Annotated in this window: 20 protein-coding genes; 10 read left to right on the top strand and 10 right to left on the bottom strand. The window is 70.1% G+C overall.

Features of this window, described 5'->3' with window-relative positions; genetic code table 11:
* The coding region (locus Q0M60_RS08425) for a protein-disulfide reductase DsbD domain-containing protein (protein ID WP_296818220.1) at positions 1-1,875 on the bottom strand (1,875 nt) is incomplete at its 3' end.
* Positions 1,876-1,962: 87 nt separating this feature from the next.
* On the opposite strand from Q0M60_RS08425, the gene Q0M60_RS08420 reads away from it, so the two are divergent.
* Both Q0M60_RS08420 and Q0M60_RS08415 read left to right on the top strand, forming a co-directional pair.
* Positions 1,963-2,976: an NADP-dependent oxidoreductase gene (locus Q0M60_RS08420; protein ID WP_296818219.1), complete on the top strand. Its 1,014-nt coding sequence runs from the start codon at positions 1,963-1,965 to the stop codon at positions 2,974-2,976.
* Positions 2,973-3,380: an acyl dehydratase gene (locus Q0M60_RS08415; RefSeq protein ID WP_296818217.1), complete on the top strand. Its 408-nt coding sequence runs from the start codon at positions 2,973-2,975 to the stop codon at positions 3,378-3,380. The genes Q0M60_RS08420 and Q0M60_RS08415 overlap by 4 nt, the downstream gene beginning before the upstream one ends.
* Positions 3,381-3,444: 64 nt before the next feature.
* Here the strand turns inward: Q0M60_RS08415 and Q0M60_RS08410 are convergent, their stop codons facing one another.
* Positions 3,445-4,233, bottom strand: coding sequence for a SapC family protein (locus Q0M60_RS08410; RefSeq protein ID WP_296818215.1), 789 nt, complete (start codon positions 4,231-4,233; stop codon positions 3,445-3,447).
* 82 nt (positions 4,234-4,315) lie between these two features.
* Positions 4,316-6,382 carry a TonB-dependent receptor gene (locus Q0M60_RS08405; protein ID WP_296818213.1) on the bottom strand — a complete coding sequence of 689 codons (2,067 nt, stop codon included), beginning with the start codon at positions 6,380-6,382 and terminating at the stop codon, positions 4,316-4,318.
* A 90-nt stretch (positions 6,383-6,472) separates the two neighbouring features.
* On the opposite strand from Q0M60_RS08405, the gene Q0M60_RS08400 reads away from it, so the two are divergent.
* The 3 genes from Q0M60_RS08400 to Q0M60_RS08390 are packed head-to-tail and all read left to right on the top strand — an operon-like array spanning position 6,473 to position 9,140.
* Complete coding sequence (locus Q0M60_RS08400; RefSeq protein WP_296818222.1) at positions 6,473-6,955, top strand: Fur family transcriptional regulator; 483 nt, start codon at positions 6,473-6,475, stop codon at positions 6,953-6,955.
* A gap of 51 nt (positions 6,956-7,006) precedes the next feature.
* Positions 7,007-8,227: a pentapeptide repeat-containing protein gene (locus Q0M60_RS08395; protein ID WP_296818211.1), complete on the top strand. Its 1,221-nt coding sequence runs from the start codon at positions 7,007-7,009 to the stop codon at positions 8,225-8,227.
* Between the two features lie 43 nt (positions 8,228-8,270).
* On the top strand, positions 8,271-9,140 hold the full coding sequence (locus Q0M60_RS08390; protein ID WP_296818209.1) for an alpha/beta hydrolase: 870 nt from the start codon (positions 8,271-8,273) through the stop codon (positions 9,138-9,140).
* On the opposite strand, the gene Q0M60_RS08385 is transcribed toward Q0M60_RS08390, so the two are convergent.
* Together Q0M60_RS08385 and Q0M60_RS08380 are read right to left on the bottom strand one after the other, a co-directional pair.
* Positions 9,137-9,700, bottom strand: coding sequence for a CHAP domain-containing protein (locus Q0M60_RS08385; RefSeq protein WP_296818207.1), 564 nt, complete (start codon positions 9,698-9,700; stop codon positions 9,137-9,139). The genes Q0M60_RS08390 and Q0M60_RS08385 overlap by 4 nt on opposite strands.
* 70 nt (positions 9,701-9,770) lie before the next feature.
* Complete coding sequence (locus tag Q0M60_RS08380; RefSeq protein ID WP_296818206.1) at positions 9,771-10,868, bottom strand: acyltransferase; 1,098 nt, start codon at positions 10,866-10,868, stop codon at positions 9,771-9,773.
* A 222-nt stretch (positions 10,869-11,090) separates the two neighbouring features.
* On the opposite strand from Q0M60_RS08380, the gene Q0M60_RS08375 reads away from it, so the two are divergent.
* Entirely contained in the window at positions 11,091-13,145 is a 2,055-nt protein-coding gene (locus tag Q0M60_RS08375) for a TonB-dependent receptor (RefSeq protein ID WP_296818204.1), read from the top strand.
* Positions 13,146-13,205: 60 nt separating this feature from the next.
* Entirely contained in the window at positions 13,206-14,120 is a 915-nt protein-coding gene (locus tag Q0M60_RS08370; protein ID WP_296818202.1) for an SIMPL domain-containing protein, read from the top strand.
* Between the two features lie 6 nt (positions 14,121-14,126).
* On the opposite strand, the gene Q0M60_RS08365 is transcribed toward Q0M60_RS08370, so the two are convergent.
* Positions 14,127-14,435, bottom strand: coding sequence for a hypothetical protein (locus Q0M60_RS08365; protein ID WP_296818200.1), 309 nt, complete (start codon positions 14,433-14,435; stop codon positions 14,127-14,129).
* A 70-nt stretch (positions 14,436-14,505) separates the two neighbouring features.
* Positions 14,506-15,168 (bottom strand): Fe2+-dependent dioxygenase, encoded by a 663-nt coding sequence (locus tag Q0M60_RS08360; RefSeq protein ID WP_296818198.1) that lies wholly within the window; start codon positions 15,166-15,168, stop codon positions 14,506-14,508.
* Between the two features lie 53 nt (positions 15,169-15,221).
* Between Q0M60_RS08360 and Q0M60_RS08355 the strand changes: the two genes are divergently transcribed.
* From Q0M60_RS08355 to Q0M60_RS08345, 3 genes are all read left to right on the top strand, one after another.
* Positions 15,222-15,452: a hypothetical protein gene (locus Q0M60_RS08355; RefSeq protein WP_296818196.1), complete on the top strand. Its 231-nt coding sequence runs from the start codon at positions 15,222-15,224 to the stop codon at positions 15,450-15,452.
* A gap of 88 nt (positions 15,453-15,540) precedes the next feature.
* A complete protein-coding gene (locus tag Q0M60_RS08350) occupies positions 15,541-15,840 on the top strand; it encodes a hypothetical protein (RefSeq protein ID WP_296818194.1) in 300 nt (99 codons plus the stop codon).
* A 68-nt stretch (positions 15,841-15,908) separates the two neighbouring features.
* Entirely contained in the window at positions 15,909-16,691 is a 783-nt protein-coding gene (locus Q0M60_RS08345) for a hypothetical protein (protein ID WP_296818192.1), read from the top strand.
* Here the strand turns inward: Q0M60_RS08345 and hslU are convergent.
* The 3 genes from hslU to hslV form a co-directional block, all read right to left on the bottom strand.
* On the bottom strand, positions 16,688-17,986 hold the full coding sequence (gene hslU, locus Q0M60_RS08340; RefSeq protein ID WP_296818190.1) for an ATP-dependent protease ATPase subunit HslU: 1,299 nt from the start codon (positions 17,984-17,986) through the stop codon (positions 16,688-16,690). The genes Q0M60_RS08345 and hslU overlap by 4 nt on opposite strands.
* 19 nt (positions 17,987-18,005) lie before the next feature.
* Complete coding sequence (locus Q0M60_RS08335) at positions 18,006-18,869, bottom strand: DUF4440 domain-containing protein (protein ID WP_296818188.1); 864 nt, start codon at positions 18,867-18,869, stop codon at positions 18,006-18,008.
* A gap of 69 nt (positions 18,870-18,938) precedes the next feature.
* Positions 18,939-19,496, bottom strand: coding sequence for an ATP-dependent protease subunit HslV (gene hslV / locus Q0M60_RS08330; protein ID WP_296818186.1), 558 nt, complete (start codon positions 19,494-19,496; stop codon positions 18,939-18,941).
* Between the last annotated feature and the right edge of the window lie 185 nt (positions 19,497-19,681).

Raw genomic sequence — 19,681 nt, 5'->3', positions numbered from 1 at the left:
CCCCGGCCCCCCCCCCGGGGCCTGGCCGCGGGCGGGGGGGGCCCGGGGCGGGGCGGGGGGGGGAGCGTCGTTGGAGGACCGGGCGGCGGGGGGGCCCCGGGGGGCCTGGGCCGGGCCCGCGACCGCCAGGACGGCGACCCCGGCGATGACGGCCGCCGCCGGCGGGCGCCTCCAGCCTTCCATCTCGGCGGTCTGACGCCGGCCATAGAGCCAGAGGGCAAGGCCCGCGCCGAGCGCCGCCACCGCCAGCCAGGCCGTCGGACCCGCCCCCGCCTGGCGCAGGAACACCCACGCCAGCCACATCGCCGCGCCGTACATCGGCAGGGCCAGCACGGCCTTGGCGCGGCCCAGCCAAGGGCCGGGGCGCGGCAGGGCGCGCAGCAGGCGAGGCGTGAAGCTGATGAGCACGAACGGCGCCGCGAAGCCGAGGCCGAGCGCGGCGAAGACCGCCAGCGCCAGCCAGGCCGGCTGGGTCACGGCGTAGCCGATGGCCGCAGCCATGAAGGGCGCCGTGCAGGGGGCGGCGACCACCACGGCCAGCACGCCGGTCAGCGCCGAGCCCGCCCAGGGACGCAGCCGCGCGAGCGGTCCTTCGAGGCTGGCGGCGGCGTCCTGCCCAAGGCGCTGGGCCGAGGCGCCCACGTGATAGAGGCCCGACAGGTTCAGCCCGGCCGCCAGCATGACCAGCGCCAGCACGGCGACTACGGCGGGGCTCTGCAGCTGGAAGCCCCAGCCGATGGCCTCTCCGCCCGCCCGCAGCACGAGCAGCAGGCCGGCCAGGACGAGGAAGGTCGCGAGCACTCCGGCCAGGAAGGCCAGGCCCTCAAGACGCGCCGAAGCCGGCCGCGCCGCCGCCTTGGCGAGGCTGGCCGCCTTCATCGACAGGATCGGAAAGACGCAGGGCATGATGTTGAGGATCAAGCCGCCGAGGAAGGCGAAGGCGAGCGCCTGCAGGGCGCCGAGTCCGCCCGCCGGCTGGCCGAGCGCGCCCTGCAGCGGGGCGGGTTCGGCCGGGCCGCGTCCGGTCGAGCCGGGCAGCGGCCGCCCCGGTTCGGCGGACACCCGCCAGCTCCCCGCGCGGGTCGCCAGCACCCCTTCGATGGGTCGGGTCAGGACCAGCAGCCGCTCGTTGACGGGCACCGACAGGGTCAGGCCGCGCGTCCCGCGCTCGACGCGCTGGACGGCCGCCTGATGGATCACCCCCGCCTCCGCCGGCAGGAAATAGGCGCCGTCGGCGTCGATTTCGGCCAGGTCCTCGCCCGCGAAGGACAGGGTCAGGACCCCACCGGTCAGCATGGCCGTGGCCTCGACGGCGCCGTGCTGGGGCGCGGCGGCCAGCGTCTGGCTGATGACCGAGCCCCAGCGTCCGTCGAGCGGCGGACGGCCCTCGCGCACCGGCAGCTCCAGAGACAGCCGGGCGTCTTCGGGGATGCACAGGGTGTCGCTGCAGACGTAGAAGGTGGCCGCGACCTGGATATTCAGGCTGTCGCCCGGCCGGGCCCAGGCGGGGACCTCGACCGGGACCGGCGTCACGACCCGGCCCTGATAGGCATAGGACATGAAGCGGTCGGCGCCCGCCTCGGTCAGGATGCGTTCCGGCGTCGGCCAGACGGGCTCGCCAATCCGCACGCCCGGCGCTGGCGTCCAGTCCAGCGCGGTCGCCTGGCCCGTGTCGCCGGGATTGGTCCAGTAAGTGTGCCAGCCCTCGTCGATGTCCTGAACAAGCGCGATGTGGACGGTCGAGCCCGGGGCGGCCCATTGCGTCTGGTGCACCAGCTGGGCCTGCAGATGGCCGGTGTCGACACCCTGGGCGGCGGCGGGCGAGGCCAGCACGGCGACGGCCAGGAACAGGAGGGCCAGGAGGCGCTGAAGCATGGCTGTTCCGTTCCCCCATCCGGCCCGGCTCGACAAGGGGGCGTTTTGGCGCGCAATAAGGTCTGGATTGAGGACGGAGGGCCGAACATGCCGATGAACCGCCGGTGGGTGCTGCGCCAGAGGCCGCGCGGCGAGGTCCAGGACAGCGACCTCGAGCTGGTGGAGGCGCCGGTTCCGGACCTGAACGACGGCGAGGTCCTCATCCGCACCGTCTATCTGTCGCTGGATCCCACCAATCGCACCTGGATGAACGACGCCGAGGGCTATCTGCCGCCGGTGGGCCTGGGCGACGTGATGCGCGGGCTGACGCTGGGCGTGGTCGAGGCGTCGAAGTCCGAACGCTACAAGGAAGGCGACATCGTCACGCCGCTGCAGGGCGGATGGTCGCTGTACACCGTGGCGCACGAGAGCGGCGTGCGCCCCTCGCCACGCATTCCCGGCCTGCCCCTGACGGCTAACCTCAGCGTCATGGGCATGACCGGCATGACCGCCTATTTCGGCGTGACCGACGTGCTCAAGCCCATCGCGGGTGAGACCCTGGTGATCTCGGCGGCCGCCGGCGCGGTGGGCTCCATCGCGGGTCAGGTCGCCAGGCAGCGCGGCGCGCGGGTCATCGGCATCGCCGGCGGGCCCGAGAAGTGCCGCTGGCTGACCGACGAGCTCGGGTTCGACGCAGCCATCGACTACAAGGGCGAGGATGTCGGAGCGGCGCTTGATCGTCTTGCACCCGATGGCGTGGAGATGAACTTCGAGAACGTCGGCGGCGACATCATGAACGCCGTCTGGAACCGCCTGAAGGTGCACGGCCGCATGGCCGTCTGCGGCATGATTTCGGCCTACAATGCGACCTCGGCCCCGCGCGCGCCGAATCTGGCGCGGATCATCACCCATCGCCTGCGCATCCAGGGCTTCCTGGTGCTCGACTATGCGCCGCGGGCCAAGGAGATGTGGGCTGAGATGGGCCCCTGGGTCGCCGACGGCCGCATCAAGTGGAAGGTCCACGTCGACGACGGCCTGGAGGGCGCGGTCGGATCGCTGAACCGGCTGTTCACCGGCGCCCACGACGGCAAGCTGCTGGTCCGCGTCTCGGAGGAGCCGTGAGCGACGAATTCCTCACCCATTTCGACGACCTGGAGGTCGGCCAGGTCGTGTCCCTGGGCGCCTGCGCCGTCGACGCCGAGGCCATCGCCGAGTTCTCGCGCCGCTTCGCGCCCAACTGGGACGCGGCCCACGGTGCGCCGGACGCCATGGTCTATGCGCTCTGGTGCAAGCTGGAGACCGAGTGCGCCAAGTCCTGGGCGAGGACCAAATCCCTGGCCATCGACGCCCTGCGCTTCGCCCGCACCCCGCCCGCGGGCGAACTGCTGCGCGGTCGGCTGACCGTCATGGGCAAGGACCCGGTTGGGGACGAGCGTGGGGTCATCATCGCCCAGCAGGACCTTCTGGACGAGGCCGGGCGGCTGGTCTTCTCCTGCCTGACCCGGGCGGTGTTCCTCAGGCGCTAACGCGCAAAGAAAAAGGGACGAGAGGCTGCGCTCTCGTCCCTATCTTCAATCCCTGGCCCTGGCCTCAGGCGTTCGCGGCGGCCGGCTGGCGCGCGGCCTGGTCCATGGCGACCGCGATCAGGCGGTCCCAGCCAAGCAGCGAGTTCAGGTGCGCGTAGATCTGGCCGAGCGCGCCGTTGTCGCGAAGTTCAGCCAGCTTCTTCTGCGACAGCTTGGCCAGCTTTTCTTCCGAGACGGCGAAGTAGTCGGCGATCTTCTGCGGCTGGCCGGCCGAACCGTCCGGATTGCGCGGCGTGAAGTTGGCCGTTCGCTGGTCGAACAGGTCGTTCTCTTCCAGCAGCTGGACGAACGAGGTCGTGCGCTGGCGCTCGGTCTCGAAGTCGTTGCAGAACTTGACGCAGTTCTGGGTGTACTCGGTCGGCTTGCCGTCCTCGAAGAAGGCGACGTCGAACTTGTCGGTGACGAAGTCGGCTTGGCGGTCCACGCACAGGATCATCCGGTCAGAGCCCTGCTCGTTGGCGTAGATGAACGGATAACGGCGGACGTAGCCCGGGATGTAGACGTCGGGCCGGAAGTCGCCCTGCGGCGTCATGTACAGGTTCTCGCCCTGGCGCAGGCCCATGACGGCCAGCGGGGTCTTGGGCTCACCGACGAAGACGATCGGATAGGACAGGGCCGCGGGCGCGAACTCACCGACCGTCAGCGGCACGATGTGCGAGCCCTGAACGAAGGCGAAGGGATGATCCACGCGCTTCACGCCGAGGCCGGAGTGGTGCTCGGGCGTTAGCGGCTCCGGCTGCTTGTAGAAGAGCACATTGCCGGAGATCTGATTGGCGAGCGGCGAGTCGGTCATGGAGTCCTGATGGGGCTCGAGAAGAATGGAGGCGCGCTTCTAGCCCAGCGCGCCCGGGCGAGCAAACCGCAGTCTCTCAGGACTAGAATCTGTAGACCACCCCGACCCGCACGTTCCGGCCCGGCGACGGCGCCAGATCCTTTAGGAAGGAGGCGTGCTCGCGGATCTCTGCGTCGTTCAGGTTGCGTCCCTCGACATAGATCAGCAGGCCCTGCTCCGGATCCGGCGCCCAGGACAGGAAGGCGTTCAACGTGCGGTAGCCGTCGGTCGGCAGCTCGAAGTCCGTGACCCGGTCCTGTTCGCCCACCTCGCGCAGCTCCAGCCGGCCCGTCCAGCTGTCCAGCGCCATCTCGGCGCGGGCCGCTATCGACCACGGAGGAATCCGCGCCGGCGGACCGAGGTCCGTGGAGCCACGCACATAGTCAGCGGCCAGCTCAAGATCGAGCGTACGGCGCTCGCCCTCGTCCCATAGCCGGTAGGCCGTCTCGGCCTCGAAGCCCGAGAACTCTGCGTCGGTCTGCACATAGGCGAAGACCGGCAGCTCGTCCTCCTCGGCCCCAGTTGGCCTCAGGTCGATAAAGCCGTCATAGCGGGCGTGGAAAAGGTGCAGATCCAGGCTGAAGGGGCCGCGATCGAAGTGCAGCGTGCCTTCCAGCGAGGTCACGGTCTCGGAATCGAGGCTTGCGTCGCCGACCTCATAGGCGCGCGTGGCGACGTGCGGGCCATCCGCGAAGAGTTCGGCTTCGGTCGGGGCCCGGCCGTTGCGGGCCACGCTGACGCCGACGAACCAGTCCGGCGTGGGGCGGAAAAACAGGCCGAGCGAGCCCGAGACGTTGCTGAAGTCACGCTGGCCGGCGACGGAATCGAGCTCCCTGGAATCGAGCCGCAGACCTCCTTCGACGCCGAAGCGGCCCCGATCCAGGCGTTGAAGGGCGAAGGCTCCGAACTCGGTGACTTGGGTCTGGGGCACGTAGGCTTCGTCACCTACGGCGTCGAGGTCGCGTCGCAGGGCCTGCACGCCCACCGCGCCGCGCCAGCCGTCTTGCGGCGCCTGGACGAGTTCGGCGCGGCCTTCCCAGCCCTCGGATAGAAACTGGGTGCCGACCTGGTCGCCCTCGAACTCCGTATGCTGATAATCTGCGAAGCCGCCCGTGATCCTGAGCCGCTCGAAGGGACCCCAGTTCAGGTCCCAGCCGCCACGCACGTCATAGCGGGTCTGCACCAGATCGATGGTGACGGCCTCTTCCTCTTCGTCACCGGGGGCGAACAGCGGGGCATCGTCGTGGTCCTCGTCCTCCTCATGGTGATGGGCATGACCCGGGACACCATAATCGGACTCAGTGCGCCGGACGGACAGTCCGACGAAGCCATTGCCGCCGATCCAGCTTACTCCCCCGCCATAGGTGGAGAGGTTGGAGAAGCTGTTCTCGAGCGTCGTGCCCTTGAGGCTCTCCAGCTCCTCGCCCTCAGCCTCGAGCTGGCGGCGGGATTCGGCCGGCGCGGGGATGTCGTAGTCGCCGGCCTCGCGTCGCTGGCCTTCGAGCGTAAAGACCAGTGGGCCCGCGACGGCCGCGAGGCCCCCACCGACGGCCCAGCCGTCGTCGACGCTGGTGGTCTGGGCGGATAGCCGCCCGTCGAAACCGCCCTCCGGCGCCTCTTCGGGAATACGGTCGTCGATCACATTGACCACGCCGCCGATGGCCGTCCCGCCATAGGCCAGGGTCGAGGGACCACGTAGAATTTCGATGCGGCTGGCGTCGGCAGGATCGGCCGCCACCTGATGGTCAGGCGACAGGGCGCTGGCGTCGATAAGGCCAACGCCATTGTTCAGCACCAGCACCCGCGGTCCGGCCAGGCCACGGATGACCGGGCGGCTGGCGCCGGCGGCGAACGACGTCGAGCGCACGCCCGGCAGGCCGTTGACGACGTCGCCCAGGGTGGCCGGCGGCGCCGTCGCCAGCTCCTCTTCGTCCAGCACCTCAAGCGCCAGGGTCGTCGCGCGGCGGGTCACTCCATAGGGAACGCCCGTGATGACGATCTCCTCGACCCGCGTAGGCTGGTCGGGAGCCGCCTGCCCGGACTGGGCCAGTGCGGGCGCCCCAACGGCGATGATGCTGGTCGTCAGCAGAAGGGTTTGGACGTGACGCATGACTGAGGTCTCCACTGCGTGTGTGTTATGAAATAACATCACAGGAGGTCAAGCCTTGCCGGATGTGGCGCCGGCGATTAGCTGATGGTCATGTCTCTTGCCTGCGCCCACTCCGAGGCTGGGGCCCACGGCCTCGGCGGCGCCGCTCTCCAGACCGCCCTGGATCGGGCCGAGCGGCGATGCGTTGAGACAGGCGAGCGGCTGACGGCGCCACGCAGGCGGGTTCTGGAACTGCTTCTCCAGGCCGGGCAACCGATAAAGGCCTATGACCTGATCGCCGCCTTTGGAGCGGACGGTGAGGCCGCCAAGCCACCCACCGTCTACCGGGCCCTCGACTTCCTTGAGCGCTCCGGCATGGCGCACCGGATCGCCTCCATCTCGGCCTATGTGGCCTGCGCCCGGGACGAAGGCGCACATGCCGCGGCCTTTCTGATCTGCGACTGCTGCGGAGACACGCGCGAGATCGAGACCGGGGCGCTCGATCTGACCGAAAGCGCGACCTCGCGCGGCTATGTGCTGGACCGAGTGACGATCGAGGCCCACGGACGCTGTCCGGCCTGCGCGGCGCCCTGACGGGAACGGTTGCTTAAGCGACGCGTGCCAGCCTCCGGACGGGAGACACGCGTGCAAGCCAAACTCATCAAGACCATCGACCGGACCGCGCTCCAGGCCGCGCTGGAAGCGCACGGGCGTTATGTCCGGCGTGAGCCGGGCGCCAAGCGGGCGAACCTCGCCTACCACGACCTGTCCAGCCTGGCCCTGGAGGGCGCGGACCTGCGCGAGGCCGACCTGACGGGCGCCCGCCTCAGCGGGGTGCTGTTGCGGTCCGCCAGGCTCGACGCCGCGGTACTCTTCGGCGCGGACCTGAGGGACGCCGACCTGCGCGACGCCAGCCTGGTGCGCGCCGACCTGCGCGGCGCCTGCCTGAGGGGCGCGAACCTGACCAACGCCGACTTGATGAACTGCGACCTGCGCGAAGGGCGAACGGCCGTGCAGAACCGCAAGGACGGTTTCCAGATCCTGACCCATGAGAAGCAGGCCGGCGAACTGAACTACGCCATCCTGGCGGGCGCCAACCTCGAGGGCGCGCAGATGGGCGACCTCACCGCCATCGCCGCCGACTTCCGGGACGCCAAGCTGGCGGGGGCGGTGCTCAGCGGCGCACGGCTCAAGAACGCGCGCCTGGACCGCGCCGACCTGTCCGGAGCCGATCTCTCCCAGGCGGACCTGACCGGCGCGTCGCTGCGTAGCGCCATGCTGGCCGGCGCCGATCTGGCCTCTGCCTCGCTGAAGGACGCGGACATGGAAGGCGCGCTTAAGGCGCCGCCGCCCGTCGTCTTCATTGACGACAAGCCGCTGCAGGAGCTGATCCGCGACCACGTCGCCTGGTGCGACAGTGGCGGGCTGGACGGCGCCTTCTTCCGGGGCGAGGGCGTGGATTTCCGAGCCGCAGGGCGGCTGACCGGCGCCCAGCTGACCGCGCTCAACGCGCCGCGCTCCATCTTCTTCGGCATGGACCTCACGGGCGCCCAGCTTCAGGGCGCGGACCTGACGGGGGCCGATCTCAGGAACGTGCGTCTGACCGGCGCCGACCTGCGCGGCGCCAAGCTGCGGGAGGCGCTGCTGACCCGCGCCGACCTGACCGGCGCCAAGCTGGGGCCGCTGGACGTGGGCCAGGGCCGCGTGGTGCGCGCCGATCTGACGCGCGCCTGCCTGAAGCGTGCCGATCTCTCGGGCGCCGACCTGACCCGCGCCCGCCTGATCGAGGCCGAGACCGAAGGCGCCAGCTTCGACCGGGCGAACCTGTCCCACGCCGAACTCGATCCCGGCGTGATGGCGGCCTGAGGCCGGAACGGCTAAGACGGCGACCTCCTCCCCGGGACGACGCATGGCATCCACTTCAGACGCGCCGGCGATGCGGCCGGACATTGGCGGCGGCATGGCCGGCTTCGACTTCGGCCGGGGCCAGCGCACGCTCGTCTTCCTGCACGCCAACGGCTTCAACGCCGGAACCTATCTGCCGATGCTGGCGCCGCTGGCGAAAAGCGCGCGGGTCGTCGTTCCCGATCTGCGGGGACACGGCCAAACGGCGCTCGCCGCCGAGCCGCGCGGACGGCGGAACTGGTCCGACATGCGCGACGACGTCCTGCGCCTGCTCGCCGACCTGAACGCAGGTCCGGCGACGGTGGCGGGGCATTCCATGGGCGGCACGGTCGCGCTGCTGGCGGCGGCCAGGGCGCCGGAGCGTGTGCGCAACCTGGTCCTGCTCGATCCGGTGATCCTGCCGCGGCCGGCCGCGGCCGCGATGCGCCTGCCGCTGGTCGGGCTGGCGGCGCGCCGCCATCCCTGGGTGGCCGCGACCCTTAAACGCCGCCGCCGGTTCGCGGGAGAGGCCGAGGCCATCCGGGCCTATCAGGGACGGGGCGCCTTCAGGGACTGGCCCGCCGAGACGCTCGAGGCCTATGTCCGGCACGGATTCCAGCCGACGGCGGACGGCGGCGTCGAACTGCGCGCCGATCCCGCGTGGGAATCCTCAGGCTACGGAGCCCAGGCCAACGACACCTGGGGCGCGCTGAAGCGCGTGGGTCGTCCCATCGCCATCTGGAAGGGCGAACACGGCTCGACCTGCGCGGTCGCGGAGCAGCACGTGCGGCGGCGCAAGGACCTGACGGTGCGGACCGTGAGCGGGGGCACGCACTTCTTCCCGATGGTGATGCCGGACACCGCCCGCGCCGCGCTGGCCGAGGCTCTCGGCTAGGGCTGGCCGCCGGCCATCGCGCCCGTGATCACGGCCGCCAGGGTAAAGGACTGGGCGCCTTCCGAAGCCAGGGCGACGCGCTGAACGCCTTCCTGGGTGGGCTGATAGATGAAGCCGTAGGTCGGATAGACGCTGACGCCGAGGTCGTCGGACGGATTGTGCCAGACGCGGACCTGGCTCCAGTCGTTGTCAGGGGACACGTCGACCACCGTCACGTCGCGCTCGATGCGGCCTCGGCTGCCGCCCCAGTTGGCGTGGCTGATGCGCACGACCCGCTCGGTGAGGATGTTGCTGACCACCGCGACGTGGCCGCGCGTCATGCGGCCGGTCGGCCGAAAGACGAGCACGGCGCCGACTTCCGGCTGGCGACCGGTGCGGTATTCGCCCTGCGCCTGACCCCACCAGGTGTGAGCGTCGCCGAAGATCTGGATGCCGGAGAACTCACGTGCGAAGCGGACGCACTGATAATAGACGTCCTGAGCCTGGACCGCTGTCGCCAGACCCAGCGACGACAAGGCCACCATCGCCGCCATGGCGGCGCCGCTCAGCGTCTTCAGCATGCCCCGGATTTCCCGCGCCGTTCCGTCCCGACAGGGACATTAGCTGGGAAAGCTTAAGGTTTAGGAGGCGTCACGAGGTCGCAGGCTGAGCCGTAAGGCGGCGCGCCCGCCGACGCTCGGCGAAGCGGCGCATGGCGTCGCGCGCCGGCCGCTCGATGAGGTGGTGGCTGAGTCCCGCGATCGGCACGATGGCCAGAACCGCCAGCGCCCACATCCAGAGCGGCAACTGTTCAGATCCGCCGTTCAGACGCGCCAGACCGTTGATGGCCAGCAGCTTCCAAGGCACGCAGACCATGTAGACCGAATAGCTCACCTCGCCGAGCCAGACGGCGGGCCTGGACTCCAGCCAGCCGCCGCGGCCGGACAGGCCGGCGAGCCCCAGGATCAGGCTGCCGAACAGGGCGACGGTGACGCCGTCCCAGAGCTGCAGCGCCGCCGCCGCCACGATCAGGGCGACGGAAGCGAGCACGAAGCCCAGCGGCCGGCGCAGGCCGCCCGAGCGCCACGCCAGGTAAACGGCGCAGCCGTAGGCGAAGCAGGGCACGATGCGCAGCGCGCCCCAGTGGATCGTCGCCTGGGTCAGGCTGAACCCGGCGATCGCTTCGAACACCGCATAGGTCGCCATGAGTCCGGCCGTGGTCAGCAACAGCGCCAGACCCGCACGTTCGCGCAGCTTCCAGGCCGCCCAGGCGAAGGCCGGGAAGCAGAGATAGGCGAACCACTCCGCCGAGATCGACCAGGAGGGATGGTTCCAGGCGGCCTCGGGCGAGAGGCCCCAGGCGTGGGTCATGGTCAGGTTGGCCGGCAGCGAGGCCCAGGAGACGATGCTCGAGTCGATGGCGACGCCGGCGACCGCGGCCGCAGCGGCCAGCGCCCCGACGCCCAGCAGCGTCGCCAGATGCAGCGGGTAGACCCGCGCCAGCCGAGCCCAGAGGAAGGATCCGTAGTTGAACCGCCCCTCGCCCAGCGAGGACAGATAGACGTGGCAGAGGATGAAGCCCGACAGGACGAAGAACAGTTCGACGCCCAGATAGCCCTGGGCCACGAAGCCCGGCGTCCAGCCCGTGGCGGCCCCGAGGTCAAGCTTGGGCCAGTAATGGTACAGGACCACCCAAAAGGCGGCCATGAAGCGCATCGAAGTGAGCGGCTTCAGGTGCTCTGCGGTCATGGTCCGTCTCCGCTGTCCCGTTCTGGGCCCCCATGGCCCGTTCGCCCGAAAGGCGAGCAAGCCATGTGCCGGATCATCTAATCAGGGAGCGGATGAGGAAGCGTTAAGTCGGCTCGCCCACGAACCGCCGCGATGATGAAGTCGATTTAATCCACCTGTCTCGCTTGTAACTGGAGATCGTCCGTCGTCGGCCGCACCTGTGCCGTGACAGGGAGGACGATCATGTCGAAGCGGAAGTGGCTGGCTACGGCGGCGGCTGGGTTGCTTGTCGTGTGGACTGCGCCGGCGTTCGCGCAGGATGCGGCCGCGCCGGCTACGCCGACAGCGGGATCCGAAGGCGTCACCGTCTTCGAAGCCGCCTTTTTCGCGGACGCCCAGCCCCAGACCGCCATGGACATGGTCCAGCGCGTGCCGGGCTTCAGCTTCGACGATGGTGACAACGTGCGCGGTCTGGGTGGCGCGGCGGGCAATGTGCTGATCGACGGTCGTCGTCCCGCGTCCAAGAGCGAGCCGCTTGAAGAAACCGTCCGACGTATCCCGGCCAACCAGGTCCAGCGCGTCGAGCTGATCCGCGGCGGCGCCCCCGGCATCGACATGCAGGGCCAGCCGGTGGTGGTAAACATCGTCCGCGTGCCAGGGGCCGGAAGCAACACCCTGCTGGCCGTCGCCTCGGGCTGGTACCAGGACGGCCGCACCACGCCGGCCATCCGATTCGAAGGCGGACGCCCTCTTTCGGGCGACCGGCGTTTCGAATGGTCGATCCTCGGCTACAACTTCGTGGACGACGGCGCGGGCGAAGGTCCGCGCACACGGCATGACGGTTCCGGCGCGCTGATCCGCGACGGCTATTCCGACGAGACCGCCGGCGGTCGGGGCCTGACCGTCTCCAGTGTCTGGCAACAGCCCCTGTTGGGCGGCCGTCTCAACCTCAACACCCGCCTGCAAACCGAGACCTACGAATTCGCGCTTGAGGATGCGGTCTTCTCACCCACGCCCGGCGGGCTCATCGTCGAGGACGAGTTCTCCAACAACAACGGCGAGTTCGGGCTGAACTGGCAGCGGCCGTTCGGCGAGCAGTTCCGCCTGGAGCTCGTAGGCCTGCAACGCCTGCGAGGCACAGACTTCGTCACCGAATTCAGTGACGGGACCAATACGGGCCAGTTCACCGAGGACGGGACCTCGGGCGAATCCATCGGCCGCGCGACCCTGCGGTACACACGCACCCCGACCTGGTCGTTCGAGGCTGGCGGCGAGATCGCCTTCAACTTCCTAGAGAGCGCCACGACCTATACGGAGAACGGCACGCCGGTCACCCTGCCCTTTTCCGACGTTCGCGTGGAGGAACTGCGCGGCGAGCTGTTCGGCGTGTCGACGTGGCGACCCAACAGCCGCTGGGGCCTTGAGCTGGGCTTCCGCGCGGAAACTTCAACGATCACCCAGTCGGGCGACGCCAGCGTCGAGCGGTCCTTCTTCTATCCCAAACCCCGGGCGCTGCTGACCTGGTCGCCGAACGAGCAGAACCAGTTCCGCTTCCGCATCGAGCGGGAGGTCGGCCAGCTGGACTTCGGCGACTTCGTCTCCTCGGCGGCCTTCTCGACGGGCGTGATCACCTCGGGCAACTCCGATCTGGAGCCCGACAAGACCTGGATCTTCGAGGCCGCCTGGGAGCGCCGCTTCTGGGACGACGGCACCCTAGTCGTCACCGTAACGCACGGCGAGATCACCGACGCCTCGGACCGCGTTCCCATCTTCACGCCGACAGACGTGTTCGACGCGCCCGGTAACATCGGCGATGGCACGGGCCAGGAGCTGAGCGTCGATCTGACCGTGCCGCTCGGGCGGCTCGGCGTGACGGGAGGCCGCCTGCGCACCCAACTGGAATGGAGCCGCAGCGAGGTCACCGATCCCACGACGGGCGAGGTGCGCCGCGTCTCCGGGCAGCAGCCGTTCGAAGGCCAAGTCAACTTCACCCAGGACCTGCCGCGCTGGAACCTGCAGTGGGGAGCCAACGCCTTCCTCGGCTTCGAGGAGACCTATTTCCGCTTCGACACCGTCGAGACCATCGAGCTGGAGACCTGGTACAACATGTTCGCCGAATGGCGGGCCCGGCCGAACCTGTCGGTGCGGCTGGAGCTGCAGAATCTGGCGGGCCGGAATTTCATTCGCACGCGAGACGTCTACGCCGGACCGCGCGACACCTCGCCCCTGCTGTTCACCGAAACGCGGGACCTGAATTTCGATCCCCTCATCTACATGCGGATCCGCCGGACCTGGTGATCCGGGCTTTACCTCGCTCGTCCCCACTGCGAACCTTCCCGGCCAGCAGCGGGGTTGGGCATGTCGGTTCGAGTCATCATCGCGTTTATCGTCGCCGCCGGACTTGCGGGAGCGGCGGCGGCCCAGACCCCGCCGGCGACCGTCGGCGAGGTCTATGTTCCCGCCCCCTGGTGGATGCGACAGCCGGTCATCGCCTCGATCGGACACGTCCGAACCGAGGTCCCGGCCAACCGGGCCGGTTTCCAGGCGACCTTCCATATTCTGGCCCGCGACGTTCAGGACGCGAACCGCGAGGCGGCTGAACGCGCCCGAGGCATCAGTCAGGCGCTCGAGACCTATGGCCGCGACCGCGTGCGGGTCGAGACCACGGTCCTGACCTCTCCGATCTATGAACAGTATCGGGACGACGACGGCATCCTGAGGGACAACACCCGGGCTGATCGGATCGCGCGATACGAGGCGACGGCGACCATCCGGGTTCAGGTGCGTGACATGGCGGTGCTCGAGCGGGTCTATGCCGCGATCCTGGCGGCCGGACCGAACTCCGTGAGCGGCGTGACCTTCACTCTGGAACCCGACAACTCAGTAAAGTCCGAGATGGCCACCGCAGCCGTACGTGACGCCGCAGAGCGCGCGCGGCGCGCCGCCGAGGCCGCCGGCGCCACGCTCGGCGGGGTCCAGGTCATCGATCCTTCGGGGCGGGCGTGCCAGACGGACGTGCTTGCGGGCTGGCCGTCGTATGGCCAGGGTGCGCCACGAGCGACCGACGTGGTGATCACTGGAAGCCGGATGCCGCGTCCAGGCCTCACAAGCCAGGCGCCGACGACAGAGGCCACCGGAGAGGAAGTCACCCTTGAGGGGTTGGTCGACTCGTCCGAGCTGCTCTCGCAATCGGATCTCGATTCAAGCCTGACCCTGCAGCCCCCCTTCCAGGTGCTGACCGAGCAGGCCTGCGTGGTCTACGCCCTGGACTGAGGCCGATCAGCCGACCGGATCGGTGACCGAGCCCTGCATCTGCTGGAGCGTCTCGCGGGCGATGTCGCGGGTGGCGCGGCGGTCAGCGGCGGTCTGACAGACCCGCTCGCGGCGATTGCTGCCCGGAATGCGGCGCCAGTCGCAGATCATGCGATCGGGCGTGGCGCCGTCGCCGGCGCGTTCGCCTTCGGTGACCCGATTGCGGGCGTCCTCTTCGCGCTGCTCCCGCTCGCGCGGGGTCTCGGGCCGCTCGAAGCTGGTGATCGGCTGAGCGTCGGCGGCAAGAAGGGTCAGTACGGCGGCGGCGATGAACATGGTCGTTCCCCAAGGATCAGCTGCGCATCATGCGCGAAACTTTCACGCTCAGCAAACCCCGATTTTCAAATCAGATTTCACCCCATTGACGGAGGAGTCCGCCGACCGACTTGTCGAGCAGCAAACGGGCCTCTCCGTCGGGCAGGCCGGCGCGCACCCGCTCCAGATCGAACAGCAGTTCGCGCTGATCGTCGCGCCTGATCAGGCTCTGCAGCCAGCCGACGGCGGCCAGCCGCTCTCCTGCGGTCACCGGCGTCACGCGGTGCAGCCGGCCGGTCGCATAAAGGACCGCGTCACCGGCCTGCGGCCGGTGCTCGCGCTCGCCGTCGAGCCCGTCGAGCAACAGGGCGCCGCCCTCGTAGGTCTCAGGATCCGACAGGAAGAGCGTGAAACTCATGTCCGTGCGCAGCCGCCCGCCGTCCTCAGCAGCCATCTGGGCGTCGTCGGTGTGCAGGCCGTAGGTGTCGCCCGGCCCGTATCTGGAAAAGATGATCCGCGACCAGGCGACCGGCCGCGCATAGGCGGCGAAAACGGGGTGGCGCAGCAGGGCGTCACGGATAAACCGCGCCAGGGCCTCGACCTCGGGATCGGCGCCCACGGCCTGCTGATTCCGTTTGACCTTGCGGGCGGTCGGGCCGGCCGTGGCCCGGCCGTCGCGAAAGGGCGCACGGGCCAGTCCATTGCGCACCCGCTCCACATCGTCGAGGGTGAGCACCTGTCCGAGGGTCAGCATGCCGACCGCGATGGCACGGCGGCCTGTTCCCGGCAAGCGGAAGGAGCGTCGCCATGAGCGCCTATCGTCCCAAGGTCTGGAGCCGCCTCGGAGCCGTCGCCGTTCTTGGCGTGGCCGTCAGCGGCTGCGCCTACGATCTGTACGAGCCCTATCCATACGGCGGTCGCGGCGAACGCGGCCCGTATCAGGGCGAACGCGGTGAGCGGGGCGAGCGGGGAGACCGCGGCGAGCGCGGGGAACGGGGAGAGCGCGGCGAGAGGGGCGAACGGGGCGGCCGGGGCTGATCCCGCGGTCGTCGGGCGGACTCTGATCGCAACCAAGTCGTGGGCTCAGCCGTTGGGCGGCGGGGAACTGCTTCAGGAGACCGCCGTCATGCAACCGCGCGCACGCCCGTTTCTTTCCATCGCCGCCGCCTTCGCCCTGACCGCCGGCGCGGTCGCCGCCTGCACCCAGGCGGACCAGGAAAACGCCGAGGCCGAAACGGCCCAGGCCGGTGAAGAGCTCGAGGAAGAGGCCGCCCAGATCGGCGACGCGCTCGAGGCCGGCGCCCGTGAAGTCGCCCAGGAAGTCGACCAGGCCACCGACGATCTCGCAGCCGAAGCCGACGAGCAGCGCACCGAGACCGCCGCGGACGATCAGGGCGAGCCGACCGGCGACGAACGCCCCAACTGATTTTGCGAGCCGCTTGCAATAAGCGCGGCGCGCCTTAGGGTCTCCGACGACGTAACGGAGACCCTCCCATGTCCTTCAAGCCCAAGCTCTGGCTGACGCTCGGCGCGGCCCTGACCCTGACCGCCGCCTGTTCCGAACAGGGCGAGGCGGGCGGCGAGGCCGGTTCCGGCGAAGGCGGCCCGGCCGCCGTGTCCGGCGAGGGCGAAGGCGGTGAAGGCGAAGGCGGCGAAGGCGAGGGCGGCGCGTCCGCCGGTGTCGGAGAGGCCGGCGCCGCAGCGGGTTACGCCGGCGTCCCGGCCGAAAGCCTCCTGGCGTTGCGCCTCGCGCACCTGACCGGCTTCTTCCTGGTCGCTCAGGAGGCCCTGCCCGCCGAAGGCGAGGCCGCCGCCGCCGCCCTCGCCGGCCAGGGACTGGCCGAGGTCTACGATCCCGTCGTCGCCCAGTTCGCCACCGCCGACCTCGACGAGGCTGTGCTGCGCCAGGCTGCGGAAAGCGGCTCAGCCGCCGATCTGGAGGCCGCCGTCGCTGAACTTGAGCGCGCCCGCCGCGCAGCCGGCGGCGATCCCGGCGTGGTCGCCGGCGCGCTCGCCGATATCTCGGCTGGCATTTACCGCGAGGTGCTCGTCGACGGCGCCGTTGATCCCGTGGAGTACCAGCATGCGCTAGGCGCCGCGCTCGCCGCCCAGGCCGTGGCCGAAGGCGCTCCCGGCCTGGCCCCTGCCCGGGCCCAGATCGACCGGCTGGTGGCCATGTGGCCTTCGGTGACAGCGCCCGAGGCGGCGAATGGTCTGGTCACCGCCGCCCAGGTGCAGGCCCAGGCCTCGCGGATCCGGCTGGAAGCCTCCTCCTAGAGGATGAACCGCGAGAGGTCGGCGTTGGCCGCAAGGTCGCCGACCCGTTCGCGCACCAGGGCCGCGTCGACGGTGACCGTCTGGCCGGAGTGGGCGTCGGCGCGGTAGCTCAGCTCCTCCAGGGTCTTTTCGACAACCGTCTGGAGCCGGCGGGCGCCGATGTTCTCGACGGCCGAGTTCACCGCCACGGCCGCGTCGGCCAAGGCCTCGATCCCGTCGTCGGTGAAGACCAGCTCGACGCCCTCCGTCGCCATCAGCGCCTGCTGCTGGACGATAAGATTGGCCTCGGGTTCGGTCAGGATGCGGCGGAAGTCGTCGCGGGTCAGGGCCTTCAGCTCCACCCGGATCGGCAGGCGGCCCTGAAGCTCGGGCAGCAGGTCGCTCGGCTTGGCCACGTGGAAGGCGCCCGAGGCGATGAAGAGGACGTGGTCGGTCTTCACCGGCCCGTGCTTGGTCGAGACCGTCGTGCCCTCGATTAGCGGCAGCAGGTCGCGCTGCACGCCCTCGCGCGACACGTCGGCGCCGCGGGCCTCGGAGCGGGCCGCCACCTTGTCGATCTCGTCGAGGAAGACGATGCCCTCGCTCTCGGCCAGGCGCACCGCCTCCTGGGTCAGGGTCTCCTGGTCGAGCAGCTTGTCGCTTTCCTCCGCGATCAGGGGCTCGTGCGCCTCGCGCACCTTCATGCGCACCGCCTTCATGCGCGGCCCGCCCATCTTGCCCAGCATCTCGCCGAGATTGAGCACCCCGACGTTGCCGCCGGGGATGTCCAGCCCCTGCAGCGGCGAGCGGGTGTCGGCCAGCTGCAGCTCGATGTCGCTGTCGTCGAGCTCGCCGGCGCGCAGCTTGCGGCGGAAGGCCTCGCGGGTCGCGGCGCCGGAGCCGGCGCCCACCAAGGCGTCGAGCAGCCGCTCCTCGGCGGCGGCCTCGGCCCTGGCGCGGACTTCGCCGCGCTTGCGGTCACGCACCATCAGGATGGCGGCCTCGACCAGGTCGCGCATGATCTGGTCGACGTCGCGGCCTACGTAGCCGACCTCGGTGAACTTGGTGGCCTCGACCTTCAGGAAGGGCGCCCCGGCCAGCCGGGCCAGGCGGCGCGCGATCTCGGTCTTTCCGACGCCGGTCGGGCCGATCATCAGGATGTTCTTGGGCGTGATCTCGTCGCGCAGCTCATCGGGCGTGCGCTTGCGCCGCCAGCGGTTGCGCAGCGCCACGGCCACGGCCTTCTTGGCGTCGTCCTGGCCAACGATATGGCGGTCGAGCTCGGAGACGATTTCGCGAGGAGAAAGGTCAGTCATGCCCCGCAGATAGGGCGTCTCAGGCCTCGGCGGGAGGGGCTGGCGGCGGGTTGGGCAGAAGCTGGGCGAAGACCAGCCGCCAGCCGTCGGGCCGGTGTTGCCACAGGCGCACGTAGTGGCCGGCGCGTTCCTGGCCCTCACGGGTCCAGGTGGCGGCGCCGTAGGTCCAGACCAGGTCGCCGCCTTCCGAGGCCCCGCCGCCCAGCGTCGGGCCGAAGGCGAAGGTCGCGGGCCAGGCGGCCAGGGCCTCGGCGTAGGCCTCGCGGCCGATGGCGGGGGCCAGGGGCGCGACATAGAGCCGGCCGTCGTCCGCAAGCACGGACAGGTGGGCGGCGGCCTGGTCGGTGGCGGCAGCGGTCGCAAGAGCCGCCTCGGCGGCGCGGACTTCAGCCATCGCCGCTTCGGGCGAGGCCGCGCCGGTGGTGGCGGTTGGCAGGATCACCGGCTCGCTGTCGGGGCCAGGGACCCCTGCGGAGGCCGCGCCGGTTCCGCCGTCATAGACCCACCTCCAGCCGCCGTCGGGCTGTCGGCGCCAGATGGTGAAGTAGTGGCCGCGGCGCTCGCCGCCGACCTCGACCCCGCCGGTGGTGAAGCCCAGCTCGCCCGAGCGCGCGATCCCGGCCCAGTTCGGCCACCAGACCAGGCTGGCTGCCTCCGGATCGAAGACAGCGTTCGGGTCCATCAGGGCGGTGACGGTGGTCGGCGCGCCGCCGGCGATCATCACCGCGTCCGGCTCGGCCCATTTCAGGAAGGAGGCGTCGACGCCCATGGTCAGGCCGTCGACGGCGAAGGCGCGCTCGGCCGCCACGATGGGCGCGGCGTCCTGCGCCAGCGCGGGCGCGGCCATCAGGCCCAGGGCGACGACGGCGGACAAAAGGCGCATCGGGCGCTCCCCCTCTCGAGTTCCGCCCATTGAGGCCCATGGCGAGCCGGCTGTCCCGTTAAATCCGCGTCATCGCGCGGGCAGGGCTTCGACCGTCAGATTGCCGTTGGTGTAGACGCAGATCTCGGCCGCGATGGCCATGGCCTTGCGGGCGATCTGCTCGGCATCCAAGTCGGTATGCTCGACCAAGGCCCGCGCGGCGGCCAGCGCGAAGTTGCCGCCCGAGCCCACGGCGGCCACGCCGTACTCCGGCTCGAGCACGTCGCCGACGCCCGTGACGGTGAGGATCTGGTCCTTGTCGGCGACCAGCAGCATGGCCTCCAGTCGGCGCAGATAGCGGTCGGTCCGCCAGTCCTTGGCCAGGTCGACGCAGGCGCGGGCCAGCTGGTCCGGATACTGCTCCAGCTTGCCTTCCAGCCGCTCGATCAGAGTGAAGGCGTCGGCCGTCGCGCCCGCGAAGCCCGCCAGCACCTTGCCGCCCGCGAGCGTCCGCACCTTGCGCGCCGCGCCCTTGACGATCGTGGGGCCCATCGAGACCTGGCCGTCGCCGGCGATGACGGTCCGGCCGTCCTTGCGCACCGCCAGGATGGTCGTGCCGTGCCAGTCGGGAAAGTTGGTTTCGCTCATGGCCGATAGGTGGCCGCCCGGAACGGTCCACGCAAGTCATGCCTTCTTCATGGGTCCGGTCTATGACCGCCCGGACAAGGAGTGCCCATGATTCAACTACATCGCGCCATCTACGCGAGCCGCGCCGTCGGCGTGGCCTCCAGCAATCTGATGGCCCTGTCCGAAATCCTGGGCGCATCGCAGCG

The sequence above is a fragment of the Brevundimonas sp. genome (assembly GCF_024711105.1).
Taxonomy (GTDB): domain Bacteria; phylum Pseudomonadota; class Alphaproteobacteria; order Caulobacterales; family Caulobacteraceae; genus Brevundimonas.
Note: the sequence above shows the minus strand (reverse complement) of the source record. Positions and strands in the feature narration are given on the sequence as shown.